The sequence below is a fragment of the Pseudomonas sp. 21615526 genome, from assembly GCF_013386245.1.
Lineage (GTDB): Bacteria > Pseudomonadota > Gammaproteobacteria > Pseudomonadales > Pseudomonadaceae > Aquipseudomonas.
The window spans coordinates 1-12,125 of the sequence record NZ_JACAOM010000021.1; the positions used below are offsets into that span (position 1 = coordinate 1).

10 protein-coding genes are annotated in these 12,125 nt (G+C 61.0%); 2 read left to right on the forward strand and 8 right to left on the reverse strand.

The window, feature by feature from the left end; all coding sequences use genetic code 11:
• From HX786_RS08400 to HX786_RS08410, 3 genes are all read right to left on the reverse strand, one after another.
• Nucleotides 1-1,314 (reverse strand): efflux transporter outer membrane subunit (locus tag HX786_RS08400; RefSeq protein ID WP_178911934.1); only part of this gene is annotated, 1,314 nt, incomplete at its 3' end.
• Complete coding sequence (locus HX786_RS08405) at nt 1,311-4,472, reverse strand: efflux RND transporter permease subunit (protein WP_003219803.1); 3,162 nt, start codon at nt 4,470-4,472, stop codon at nt 1,311-1,313. The genes HX786_RS08405 and HX786_RS08400, both read right to left, overlap by 4 nt.
• 3 nt (nt 4,473-4,475) lie before the next feature.
• Complete coding sequence (locus tag HX786_RS08410) at nt 4,476-5,624, reverse strand: efflux RND transporter periplasmic adaptor subunit (protein WP_003219800.1); 1,149 nt, start codon at nt 5,622-5,624, stop codon at nt 4,476-4,478.
• A 286-nt stretch (nt 5,625-5,910) separates the two neighbouring features.
• On the opposite strand from HX786_RS08410, the gene HX786_RS08415 reads away from it, so the two are divergent.
• Nucleotides 5,911-6,543: a TetR family transcriptional regulator gene (locus tag HX786_RS08415; protein WP_003219798.1), complete on the forward strand. Its 633-nt coding sequence runs from the start codon at nt 5,911-5,913 to the stop codon at nt 6,541-6,543.
• Between the two features lie 230 nt (nt 6,544-6,773).
• On the opposite strand, the gene HX786_RS08420 is transcribed toward HX786_RS08415, so the two are convergent.
• The 3 genes from HX786_RS08420 to HX786_RS08430 are packed head-to-tail and all read right to left on the reverse strand — an operon-like array spanning nt 6,774 to nt 9,350.
• Nucleotides 6,774-7,829, reverse strand: coding sequence for an alkene reductase (locus tag HX786_RS08420; protein WP_177050525.1), 1,056 nt, complete (start codon nt 7,827-7,829; stop codon nt 6,774-6,776).
• A gap of 26 nt (nt 7,830-7,855) precedes the next feature.
• Nucleotides 7,856-9,022 carry an MFS transporter gene (locus tag HX786_RS08425; RefSeq protein WP_003219795.1) on the reverse strand — a complete coding sequence of 389 codons (1,167 nt, stop codon included), beginning with the start codon at nt 9,020-9,022 and terminating at the stop codon, nt 7,856-7,858.
• A gap of 13 nt (nt 9,023-9,035) precedes the next feature.
• A complete protein-coding gene (locus HX786_RS08430; protein WP_003219793.1) occupies nt 9,036-9,350 on the reverse strand; it encodes a helix-turn-helix transcriptional regulator in 315 nt (104 codons plus the stop codon).
• Nucleotides 9,351-9,506: 156 nt separating this feature from the next.
• Between HX786_RS08430 and HX786_RS08435 the strand changes: the two genes are divergently transcribed.
• Nucleotides 9,507-10,091 (forward strand): ACP phosphodiesterase, encoded by a 585-nt coding sequence (locus tag HX786_RS08435; RefSeq protein WP_003219791.1) that lies wholly within the window; start codon nt 9,507-9,509, stop codon nt 10,089-10,091.
• A 109-nt stretch (nt 10,092-10,200) separates the two neighbouring features.
• Here HX786_RS08435 and HX786_RS08440 read toward each other — a convergent pair whose 3' ends face one another.
• Together HX786_RS08440 and olsB are read right to left on the reverse strand one after the other, a co-directional pair.
• The gene (locus tag HX786_RS08440) at nt 10,201-10,992 is read right to left on the reverse strand and encodes a lysophospholipid acyltransferase family protein (RefSeq protein WP_003219789.1); all 792 of its coding nucleotides are present in this window, start codon (nt 10,990-10,992) and stop codon (nt 10,201-10,203) included.
• Nucleotides 10,992-11,747: an L-ornithine N(alpha)-acyltransferase gene (gene olsB / locus HX786_RS08445; protein ID WP_008431132.1), complete on the reverse strand. Its 756-nt coding sequence runs from the start codon at nt 11,745-11,747 to the stop codon at nt 10,992-10,994. The genes HX786_RS08440 and olsB overlap by 1 nt, the downstream gene beginning before the upstream one ends.
• Between the last annotated feature and the right edge of the window lie 378 nt (nt 11,748-12,125).

Genomic DNA, 12,125 nt, shown 5'->3' on the forward strand with positions numbered 1-12,125 from the left:
ACTGAACAGTTGGCGCTGGGCGTCGAGGAACGTCAGGTTGCTGTCGACACCAATACGGTAGCGACGCTCGGCCAGGCGGTAGTAATCCTGGTTGGCCGCGACGAAGCCACGTTGGGCGTCCAGTTGCTGCTTGTAGGTCTCACGGGCAGCGAGGCCGTCGGAGACTTCCTGGAAGCCGGTCTGGATGGCTTTCTCGTAGTTGGCGACGTTGATCTCTTTCTGGATTTTCGAGTAATCCAGGCTGGCGCGCAGGCTGCCGGCGTTGAAGATCGGGATGTTGATCTGCGGTGCAAACGACCAGGTACCCGAACCGCCCTTGAACAGGCCGCCCAGGGTCGGGCTCGCGGTGCCGGCGCTGGCGGTCAGGGTGATGCTCGGGAAGAACGCAGCGCGTGCCGCTCCGATGTTGGCGTTGGCCGCCTTGAGGTTGTACTCGGCCTGCAGGATGTCGGGACGACGTTGCAGCAGGTCCGATGGCAGGCCGGCCGGTACTTCGCTCAACAGGTCATCAGCCAATGGCCGGCTGACGATGTTCGCTGGCAGGCCGGTACCCAGCAGCAGGGTCAGGTTGTTTTCGTCCTGGGCCACCTGGCGGGTATAACGCGCCAGTGCAACCCGGGCGTTTTCCACCGAGGTACGGGCCTGGCTCAGGTCCAGGGCCGAAGCCACGCCGACTTCATTGCTGCGCGAGGTCAGTTTGAAGCTCTGCTCGTACGCGCCCAGGGTGTCCTGGGTGAGCTTGAGCAGCTCCTTGTCGGCCTGCCAGGTCAGGTAGGCGTTGGCCACGCTGGCCACCAGGCTGATCTGGGTGGTGCGACGCGCTTCTTCGGTCGCGAAGTATTGTTGCAGCGCTTGTTCGCTCAGGCTGCGTACGCGGCCGAACAGGTCCAGCTCATAAGAACTGATCCCGAGGCCCGCCGAGTATTGGCTGGTGATGCCCGCTTCGCCGGTCTGCGACAGCTTGGCCGGGGTGCGCGTACGGCTGCCGCTGCCCGTGGCCGAAACCGCCGGGAACAGGTCGGCGCGCTGGATCTGGTACTGCGCGGCATACGCATCGATGTTCAGGGCCGCGACACGCAGGTCGCGGTTGTTCACCAGGGCGGTCTGGATCAGCTGTTGCAGGGCAGGGTCATGGAAAAACTGCTTCCAGCCCTGCTCGGCAGCCGCCTGGCCCGGCGCCTGGGCCGACGAATACGCCGGCCCCTGCGGGAACTGCGCGGCTACCGGCGCTTCAGGGCGCTGGTAGTCCGGGATCAGCGAGCAGCCACTGAGCACGAATGCCGTGACAGCTAAGGAAAGTAGCGACTTGCTCATTGGCCAGCCTCTTTAGGAGTTTGCTTGGGTTCAGTCTTTTTACGCTCGCCAGCGGAGGACACGGTTGCGAAGAACAGGGGTACCCAGAAGATCGCGAGGACCGTGGCGGTGATCATACCGCCAATTACGCCCGTACCGATGGCGTGCTGGCTACCTGAGCCGGCACCGGTGGAAATTGCCAGGGGCAGTACGCCGAGCATGAACGCCATGGACGTCATGATGATCGGTCGCAGACGCATGCGGGATGCCTCGATGGCCGACTCGACGATGCCTTTGCCCTGTTCGTGGAGCTCCTTGGCGAACTCCACGATCAGGATGGCGTTTTTCGCTGCCAGGCCCACCGTCACCAACAGGCCCACCTGGAAGAACACGTCGTTGGACAGTCCCCGCAGGCTGGTGGCGATCAACGCACCGATCACACCCAGCGGTACAACCAGAATCACCGCAATCGGGATCGACCAGCTTTCGTACAGTGCCGCGAGGCAGAGGAACACCACCAGCAGCGACAGGGCGTACAGCGCAGGTGCCTGGGAGCCGGACAGACGTTCTTCGTACGACAGGCCGGTCCAGGAGTAACCAACGCCAGCCGGCAGGTCCTTGGCAATGCGTTCGACTTCCGCCATCGCATCACCGGTACTGTAGCCAGGTGCCGGGGTACCGAGGATTTCCATCGCCGCTACACCGTTATAGCGCGAGAGTTTCGGCGAACCGAAGATCCACTTGCCCGAAGAGATGGCCGACAGCGGCACCATCTTCCCGGACGTGCTGCGCACGTACCATTTGCTCAGGTCTTCCGGAGACATCCGGCTGGCGGCGTCACCCTGTACATACACCTTCTTCACACGACCACGGTCGATGAAGTCGTTGATGTAGCTGCCACCCAAGGCGATTGCCAGGGTCTGCTGGATGTCTGCCAGGCTGATGCCCTGGGCACTGGCCTTCTCGTCGTCAACGGTCAGCTCGTACTGCGGCTCATCGTTCACGCCGTTGGGGCGCACGCCCGCCAGGATCTTGCTTTGTGCCGCGGCACCCAGGAACTGGTTACGCGCATCCATCAGCTTCTGGTGGCCGACGCCGCCCTGGTCTTGCAGGAACACGTCGAAACCGGTGGCGTTACCCAGTTCGAGTACCGAAGGTGGCACCACGGCAAATACCATGGCGTCCTTGAAGGCCCCGAAGAAGTAACCCTGGGCACGCTTGGCAACCTCAAATACCGACTGGCTCGAGTCACGCTCGTCCCACGGCTTGAGCATCACGAACGCGAGGCCCGAGCTCTGGCCACGACCGGCGAAGTTGAAGCCGTTCACGGTAAACACCGATTTGACAGCCTTGCCTTCGCCTGGCTCGCCTTCCTTGTCGTTCAACAGGTAGGCGCGCATATCGTCGATGACTTTCTGCGTACGTTCAGCCGAAGAACCCACCGGCGTTTGTACCTGGGCAAAGATCACGCCCTGGTCTTCCTCTGGGAGGAACGCGCTTGGAATGCGGGTGAACATCCAGATCATGCCGGCAAGGATCAGGGCATAGACCACGAACGCCGGGAACTTGTGCTTGATCATGTTACCGACGCCGCGCTCGTAGCTCAGTACGCCACGGTCGAAGGTACGGTTGAACCAGCCGAAGAAGCCGCGCTTGGGTTGGCCGTGTTTTTCCGGGTCAATCGGCTTGAGCATGGTGGCGCACAAGGCCGGGGTGAAGACCAGGGCAACCAGTACCGACAGCGCCATCGCCGAAACGATAGTGATGGAGAACTGGCGGTAGATCACACCGGTGGAACCACCGAAGAACGCCATTGGCAGCAATACCGCCGACAGCACCAGGGCGATACCCACCAGGGCCCCCTGGATCTGGCCCATGGACTTGACCGTCGCCTCCTTGGGCGACAAGTGCTCCTCGGCCATTACCCGCTCGACGTTCTCCACCACAACGATGGCATCGTCCACCAGCAAGCCGATGGCCAGGATCATGCCGAACATGGTCAGGGTGTTGATGGTGAAGCCGAACGCAGCGAGGATCCCGAAGGTACCCAGCAATACCACCGGTACGGTCATGGTGGTGATGATGGTGGCGCGGAAGTTCTGCAGGAACAGGAACATCACCAGGAACACCAGCACGATCGCTTCGATCAGGGTGTGAACCACACCGGAGATCGATTCGGTCACAACCGGCGTGGTGTCATACGGCACCACAGCCTTCATGCCAGGCGGGAAGAACGGTTCGAGGGACGCAACCGTTTCGCGAATCGCCTTGGCGGTGTCCAGTGCGTTGGCACCGGCTGCCAGCTTGATCGCCATACCGGAAGCCGGCTTGCCGTTGAACTGTGCGCTGATGCTGTAGTTCTGGCCGCCCAGTTCGATACGCGAAACGTCACCCAGGCGAACCTGGGAACCGTCGGTATTGACCTTCATCAGGATATTGCCGAACGCTTCAGTGGTTTGCAGACGCGTCTTGCCGATGATGGTGGCGTTCAACTGAGTGCCGGGCAGGGCAGGCAGGCCGCCGAGTTGGCCGGTGGCCACCTGGACGTTCTGCGCCTGGATGGCGTTGCTGACATCCACTGGCGTCAGCTGGTAGTTGTTCAGCTTGGCCGGGTCGAGCCAGATACGCATGGCGTACTGGGAACCGAACACCTGGAAGTCGCCCACACCGGCGGTCCGGGAAATCGGGTCCTGGATGTTGGAAACGATGTAGTTGGAAAGGTCATCCTTGGTCATGCTGCCGTCTTCCGACACCAGACCGATCACCATCAGGAAGTTCTTCACCGACTTGGTAACGCGGATACCCTGCTGCTGTACTTCTTGTGGCAGCAGCGGGGTCGCCAGGTTGAGCTTGTTCTGTACCTGAACCTGGGCGATGTCCGGGTTGGTACCCTGGTTGAACGTCGCGGTGATGGTCATGCTGCCGTCGGAGTTACTGTCCGAGGCGACATAACGCAGGTTGTCGATACCGTTGAGCTGTTGTTCGATGACCTGCACCACGGTGTCCTGCACGGTTTGTGCAGACGCGCCCGGGTAGGTCACCTGGATATCAATAGCGGTTGGCGCGATGGCCGGGTACTGGTTGATGGGCAACTTCAGGATCGACAGTGCCCCGACCAGCATGATCACCAGGGCAATTACCCAGGCGAAAATGGGACGGTCGATAAAAAATTTCGACATGAATTACTCCCCTTGACCAGCAGCGGCAGCAGGAGCAGCAGCGGAACCGGCGGGTTTGGCGTTATCAGCGTCCTTGACCTTGACTTCGATGCCCGGCTTGATGAATTGCAGGCCTTCGGTGATCACACGGTCACCGGCGTTCAGGCCTTTTTCCACCAGCCAGTAGGCGCCGGTAGTGCGGTTGGCCACCAGTACACGTTGCTCGACCTTGTTGTCCTTGTTCACCACCAGCGCGGTCGGGATGCCCTTCAGGTCGCGGGTCACGCCTTGCTGTGGTGCCAGGATGGCCTTGCTGTTCACACCGGCTTGCAACTGCGCGTGGACGAACATGCCCGGCAGCAGGGTGTGGTCAGGGTTCGGGAATACGGCACGCAAGGTCACGGAACCGGTGGTTTCGTCGACCGAGACTTCGGAGAATTCCAGCTTGCCTTCCACGCCGTAGGCGGTGCCGTCTTCCAGGGTCAGCTTGACCTTGGCCGCGTTTTCGCCGGCTTTTTCCAGTTGGCCGCTTTCCAGGTCACGACGCAGTTTCAGCATCTCGGCGGAGGACTGCGTGACGTCGACGTAGATCGGGTCCAGTTGCTGGATCACTGCCATGGCGTCGGTCTGGCCGTTGCTGACCAGCGCGCCTTCGGTGACCGAAGAGCGACCGATACGCCCGGAGATCGGGGCAAACACCTTGGTGTAGCGCACGTTGATCTGGGCCGTTTGCACGTTGGCTTCAGAGGTCATGCGGTTGGACACGGCGGTGTCGTATTCCTGGCGGCTGACGGCCTGCTCATCGACCAACTGCTTGTAGCGATCGGCAATCGATTTGGTCTGGGCGAGGTTGGCCTGAGCGCTTTTCAGCGAGGCGTCATACACCGACGGATCGATCTGATAGAGCTGCTGGCCTTCCTTGACGTCGCCCCCTTCCTTGAACAGACGCTTGAGAATGATGCCGTTGACCTGAGGGCGAACCTCGGCAATGCGATAGGCCGTGGTGCGGCCTGGCAGCTCGGATGTCAGGGTAAAGGCTTGAGGTTGAATAGTGACCACGCCGACCTGAGGGGTTTGAGCGGGCGGAGCCGCTTCTTCCTTTTTACATCCGCTGAGCAGCGATGCCAGGGCGACGGCAGTAACCAGGGCGGTAACAGCTGGCTTAAGTTGCATGAAGATCCTCGGGTCAGGCGCGCAGAGTGCGCACAAGAAGTGTGGAAGGGTAAAAAACAGGCACTGAGTGGATAAGTAGCTTGCTACGCAATATACTTACGTTCATGGTTGTTTGTAAACTCTTGACAGGCTTCGCGGAATGTTGACAAAGCAGCGTCCAAAGCCTCGATTCTAGTACGTTCGGCGCCCTTGACGGCGTCGTCCCACAATTATTCAGATGGTCGTTAGCAGCGGTTGAGTCTGCGTTACCGATCACCCCAAGTCTCCTGATTGAGGTTTTACTGCCATGGTTCGTCGTACCAAAGAGGAAGCTCAGGAAACGCGCAGCCAGATTCTTGAAGCGGCCGAGCAGGCCTTCTACGAGCGCGGGGTTGCGCGTACCACGCTGGCGGATATTGCCGCGCTGGCAGGCGTGACACGTGGTGCCATCTACTGGCATTTCAGCAACAAGGCCGACCTGGTGCAGGCGATGCTCGATACGCTGCACGAGCCGCTGGATGAATTGGCCAGGGCCAGTGAGAGCGAGGACGAGGTCGATCCGCTGGGTTGCATGCGCAAGCTGCTGATTCATCTGTTCCATCAAGTGGCCCTGGACCCGAAGACCCGGCGCATCAATGAGATTTTGTTTCATAAGTGCGAATTCACCGATGAAATGTGTGATCTGCGCCGTCAGCGCCAGACCGCCAGCCTCGAATGCAACCTGCGCATCGGGCTGACCTTGCGTAACGCGGTCCATCGCGGGCAGCTTCCGGAGAATCTCGACACCGTACGTGCCGCGGTGTGCATGCACGCCTATATCGACGGAATTCTCGGCCAGTGGCTGCTGGTGCCCGACAGTTTCCAGTTGGCCCAGGACGCAGAGCGCTGGGTCGATATCGCGTTGGACATGCTGCGCTTGAGCCCTGGCCTGCGCAATTAAGACAAAATGCGTAATTGCGACCAGTTGTGTCAACAATAAACACCGGGGGTGGTCAATCAGGCTTTTCCCTGATTTTGTGGGGTGACGTTATATACGGGCTGGCGGGCGGTTGATAGGTAGTTGGCTAAGTATTTTGTAGCAATATTGTTGCAAGGCTGTGAAGGAGTGTTTCCTGCGGCCCATAAAAAAGCCCCGGCTCTCGCAAGTCGGGGCTTTTTCGTTTCAGCAGATCAGAGTGCCAGGGTCGGGTAGTCGATGTAGCCGACCGGGCCTTTGGCGTAGAAAGTCTCTGGATGTGCTTCGTTCAGCGGTGCATCGGCCTTCAGGCGAGCCGGCAGGTCCGGGTTGGCGATGAACGGCACGCCGAATGCCACGGCGTCAGCCTTGCCCGAAGCCAGCCACGCGTTGGCGCTGTCCTTGGTGAAGCGTTCGTTGGCGATGTACGGGCCACCGAAGGCGGCTTTCAGTTGTGGGCCGAGGCTGTCGCCTGCTTCCTTTTCACGGGAGCAGATGAACGCGATGCCACGCTTGCCCAGCTCTTTGGCGACGTAGGTGAAGGTTTCCGACAGGTTGGCGTCGCCCATATCGTGGGAGTCGGCGCGCGGTGCCAGGTGCACGCCTACACGGCCGGCGCCCCACACTTCAATCACGGCGTCAGTGACTTCGAGCAGCAAGCGTGCGCGGTTTTCCAGGGAGCCGCCGTAGTTGTCGGTGCGCTGGTTGGTGCTGCTTTGCAGGAACTGGTCGAGCAGGTAGCCGTTCGCGCCGTGGACTTCCACGCCGTCAAAACCGGCGGCCTTGGCATTCTCGGCACCTACGCGGTAGGCGTCGACGATATCGGCGATTTCAGCGACTTCCAGGGCGCGCGGGGTAGGGTAGTCGGCCAGCGGACGTACCAGGCTGACGTGGCCTTTAGGCTGGATGGCACTTGGCGCGACCGGGGTTTCACCGTCCAGGTACGACTCGTGGGAGATCCGGCCCACGTGCCACAGTTGCAGGAAGATCTTGCCGCCTGCACCGTGCACGGCCTTGGTCACATTGGCCCAGCCGCGAACCTGGTCGTTGGACCAGATGCCCGGGGTGTCCGGGTAACCCACGCCCATTGGCGTTACGGAGGTGGCTTCGCTGAGGATCAGCCCGGCGGAAGCGCGTTGGACGTAGTACTCAGCCATCAGCGCATTGGGCACGCGACCGGCGTCGGCACGGCAGCGGGTCAGCGGCGCCATGATGATGCGGTTCGACAGTTCCAGGTCGCCCAGTTTGATCGGATCGAAAATAGTCGTCATGGGATAACACCCTTCTCTTTAGTTGATCAGTTAGTCGCGGGGGCCAGGTCGGCATCGCCGGTCTGACGGAAAGTAATCAGGGTCACCAGCAGCGCGAGCACGGCCAGTGCAGCAGCGGCCAGGGGCACGCTGGTCAGGCCGAAGCCGTGGGCAATCACGCTGCCGCCCACCCAGGCGCCGAGGGCGTTGCCGATGTTGAAGGCGCCGATGTTCAAGGTGGACACCAGGTTCGGTGCGGCCTTGCCGAAGGTCACCACGTTGATCTGCAGTGCCGGTACGGCGGCAAACGAGGCGGTGGCCCAGAGGAACAGGGTGATTTCAGTCGGGATCACGGCGACGCTGGTCCAGGTCAGGACGGTGGACACCACCGCCATGCTGATGAACACGCCGATCAGGGTGGCAGCCAGGCGCTTGTCTGCCAGCTTGCCGCCGATGATGTTGCCGACGGTCAGGCCCAGGCCGATCAGCAGCAGGGTCCAGGTCACGCCTTTGGGCGAAACACCGGTGACGTCCCCCAGCAGCGGCGCGACGTAGGTGAAGAGGGTGAACATCGACGCAGCGAACAGCGCGGTCATGCTCAGCGACAGCCAGATGCCGGCGCCTTTGAGTGCTCTGAGCTCGGCGCGCATGTCGAGTTTTTCCTCGTCACGCTTGGCCGGCAGGAAGCGGATCAGACCGATCAGGGCGATCACCCCAATCACCGTCACGGCCCAGAAGGTCGAGCGCCAGCCGGCTTCCTGACCCAGCGCGGTGCCCAGCGGTACGCCGAGCACGTTGGCCAGGGTCAGGCCGGTGAACATCAGCGCCACGGCCGAAGCACGCTTGTTGGCCGGCACCAGGTTGGCGGCGACCACCGAACCGATACCGAAGAAGGCGCCGTGGCACAGCGCGGTGACCACACGGGCAAACATCAGCACGTTGTAGTCGCTGGCCAGGGCGCAGAGCAAATTGCCGATGATAAAGATGCCCATCAACGCTACCAGGGCGGCCTTGCGCGGCAGCTTGGCGGTGGCCAGTGCCATGAAGGGGGCACCGATGGCCACGCCCAGGGCGTAGCCGGTCACCAGCCAGCCGGCGCCGGGAATCGATACACCGAGGTCGGCCGCCACATCGGGCAACAGGCCCATGATGACGAACTCGGTCGTACCGATGGCGAAGGCGCTTAAGGCCAGGATGAGTAGCGAGAGAGGCATTGATGGGTCCTTGTTACAGCGGTGCGCTGAGTTCTTCGGTGAGCGCTTTGAGGAAGGCTTGGATCACGTCCTCATTGCGTTTGAAAAAGTGCCATTGGCCGGCCTTCTGGCTGCTGATCAGCCCCGCCCGTTGCAGGTTCGCCAGGTGCGCCGACACGGTGGACTGAGACAGCCCGCAGCGCTGGTCGATCTGCCCGGCGCAAATGCCGTATTCGTGGTTGTGCAACTGCTCGGGGAATTGCACTTTCGGGTCTTTCAGCCAGTTGAGGATGTCTCGCCGTACTGGGTGCGCCAGGGCTTTTATTATTTCGTCGAGGTCGATGGACATGGCAGTGATGCTCGGTTTTGTAAAACGTTATATCGCGATGAGGCGAACTTTAAATCGTTGTATCCCGATATACCAATATGATTTTGGTCTTAAACCAGATTGAATCGGTATATCGGGTTATAACGATACGTTGACGGCAGTGCTAGACTGCGCGCCATGAATTATCTCGCACATCTGCACCTCGGCGGCCAACTTCCTGCTCAATTGCTTGGCAGCCTGTATGGCGACTTTGTTAAAGGTCGCCTGCAAGGCCAATTCAGCCCGCAAATCGAGTCGGCGATTCAGTTGCATCGCTCAATCGATCGCTACACCGACAGTCATCCGCTGATCGGGCAGGCGCTGTCGCGCTTCACCCTGACCCGGCGCCGCTATGCCGGGATTGTCCTCGATGTGTTTTTCGACCACTGCCTGGCGCGGGACTGGGCGTTATATGCCGATCAGCCGCTGGAGCGATTTACCTCTGAGGTTTACCGGGTGCTCGCCGAAGAACCGGCGTTGCCGGGGCGGCTGGCGCAGATTGCGCCGTACATGGCGGCGGATGACTGGCTGGGTTCGTACCGCGAATTTGCGGTGATGGAACAGGTACTTCGAGGAATTGGCCGACGCCTGACACGGCCCGAAGAACTGGGCCATGCCATGCAGGAATTACGAGCGCTGTACGAGCCGTTGAGCGAGGACTTTCGGGTGTTTTACCCAGAATTGCAGCGGTTCTCAAATAGCCAGTTGGCAATACAACTATAAATGTGGGAGCGGGCTTGCTCGCGAAAGCGGTGGGTCAGCTAATGAATCTGCTGACTGATGCACCGCCTTCGCGAGCAAGCCCGCTCCCACATTTTTCACCGTGCTCGCTTCAGGCCGCGAATGCTGGCCGCGCTGGCATTTGCTCAGCTTCTGGAAGGGGGCCAAACAACGCCTTCTGCACCGCCTGCTGCGCCTGGAACGCCAGCGCCGCACGTTCTTGCCCGGCGCAGGCAATCGGCTTGAGCAGATGGATTTCCACGTCGCCCTGGTCATTGCCGAACAAACGCATCAAGTGCGAGAGCAAATCATCGTCGCCAATAAACGGTGCCAGCGGGTCGATGTGGCCATCGCGCAGATAACGAATCGCCACCGGTTGCAGCGACACATCGGCATCAATCGCACTGGCCAGTAACCGCCCGTGGAACGTACGCAGGGCGCGGCCGTCGGTGGTGGTGCCTTCCGGGAACATCAACAGCGGGTGTTGTTGTTCCAGATGACGCGTCATCTGTTTGCGAATTAACTGGCTGTCCCCCGAACCTCGGCGGATGAACAGGCTGCCTGCCTTGGCGGCCAACCAGCCCGCCACCGGCCAGGTGCGCACCTCGGCCTTGGACAGGAACGACATCGGCGCCACCATCCCCAGCAGCGGGATATCGGTCCACGATACGTGGTTGCTGACCCACAGCATCGACTGTTGCGGCAACTCACCGTGAACGGTCACGCGAAAGGGCAGGGCGTTGGTCAGCCGTGCCATGAAAAAACGCGACCAGCGCTGCCGGCGCACCATCGAGTTGGCCACGCCCAGACGTTCAAACACGCCAAACACACTGGCCATGGTCAAACCCAGGGCCACCACCACCAGCACGCGGGCAATTCGCCCGTACACCCGAAGGCGGCTCATCACATGGCTGCCTTGAAGTGGCGGGCATACCGCGGGCACAGCTCGTCGCGCTTGAGCAGGATGAACACGTCGGCCACCTGGAAGTCTTCGTCCCAGCAGGGTTCGCCGCAAATCTTTGCACCCAGGCGCATGTAGGCCTTGAGCAAGGGGGGCATTTCGGCGATGACGTTGGATGGCAGGTCCAGTGCCGGCAGCGGCTTTTTCGGCTCGGCCCGCAGGTGTTCGTTGCACAGGTAGCGTTCGCGCAGGCGCTGCATGATGGCGTGGGCCTGGATGCCGCCGTCGTGCATCGGGATGCTCGCGCAGCCCATCAGGTAGCTGTAGCCACCCTGGTTGAGGACTTCGGCCAGCTCGCCCCACAACACGGCGATGGTGCCGCCGTTGCGGTAGGCGGGGTCGACGCAGGTGCGGCCGATTTCCAGGATGGGGCCTTTGAGGTGCAGCAGGCCGTGGAGGCTGAATTCTTCTTCGCTGTAGAAGCGGCCCAGGGTGGTGGCGGCCTGGTGGTCGAGCAAACGGGTGGTGGCGACGAGTCGACCGCTGTTCAAATCCCGCACGCCGATGTGGCTGCAGTGAACATCATAGTCATCCATGTCCAGGCCCAGTTCAGCGCCTTTCAGCTTGGCGTTGAATTCGCCGCTGAACACGTTGAACCGCAGGGCCTGGGCTTCCTGCAAAGCCTGGGCGCCGATCAGGCGTTCGGCTTGCAGACGGCGTTCATTGCCGGTGTCGCTGATGCGGGCGATCTGAGTCATGGCGAGTCTCCGAGTGCCGGCCAGGGTTACGGCCGGTCGACTTGTTTGTGCCATGTCAGGCTATGTAGGGCCGGTGTCATCTCCATGAAGTTACGGTGACGCTTAGATGACAGGCATTTCGCCGGTGGGTGCTGTGTTTTTTGTGTACATATCCGTTGCTGCGGNNCCGGCCGGCTTGAGTGTTTAGAAGCCAGATCAAAAGCCAGATCAAAAGCCAGAGCGAAAGCCAAATCTGAAGCTGATGCAGCTCTGCTTTTCTGTGGGAGCTGGCTTGCCTGCGATGCAGACACCTCGGTGTATCAGGCAGACCCAGTTGATGCCATCGCAGGCAAGCCAGCTCCCACATTTGACCGTGCCCGCTTACTTTTGCGCTGTTCA

Coding starts and splice junctions, on each gene's coding strand:
- HX786_RS08435 (WP_003219791.1), top strand. CDS start 9,507: ATGAATTATCTCGCACATCTGCACCTCGGCGGCCAACTTCCTGCTCAA.
- HX786_RS08420 (WP_177050525.1), bottom strand. CDS start 7,829: ATGACGACTATTTTCGATCCGATCAAACTGGGCGACCTGGAACTGTCG.
- HX786_RS08440 (WP_003219789.1), bottom strand. CDS start 10,992: ATGAGCCGCCTTCGGGTGTACGGGCGAATTGCCCGCGTGCTGGTGGTG.
- HX786_RS08405 (WP_003219803.1), bottom strand. CDS start 4,472: ATGTCGAAATTTTTTATCGACCGTCCCATTTTCGCCTGGGTAATTGCC.
- HX786_RS08425 (WP_003219795.1), bottom strand. CDS start 9,022: ATGCCTCTCTCGCTACTCATCCTGGCCTTAAGCGCCTTCGCCATCGGT.
- HX786_RS08410 (WP_003219800.1), bottom strand. CDS start 5,624: ATGCAACTTAAGCCAGCTGTTACCGCCCTGGTTACTGCCGTCGCCCTG.
- HX786_RS08415 (WP_003219798.1), top strand. CDS start 5,911: ATGGTTCGTCGTACCAAAGAGGAAGCTCAGGAAACGCGCAGCCAGATT.
- HX786_RS08430 (WP_003219793.1), bottom strand. CDS start 9,350: ATGTCCATCGACCTCGACGAAATAATAAAAGCCCTGGCGCACCCAGTA.
- olsB (WP_008431132.1), bottom strand. CDS start 11,747: ATGACTCAGATCGCCCGCATCAGCGACACCGGCAATGAACGCCGTCTG.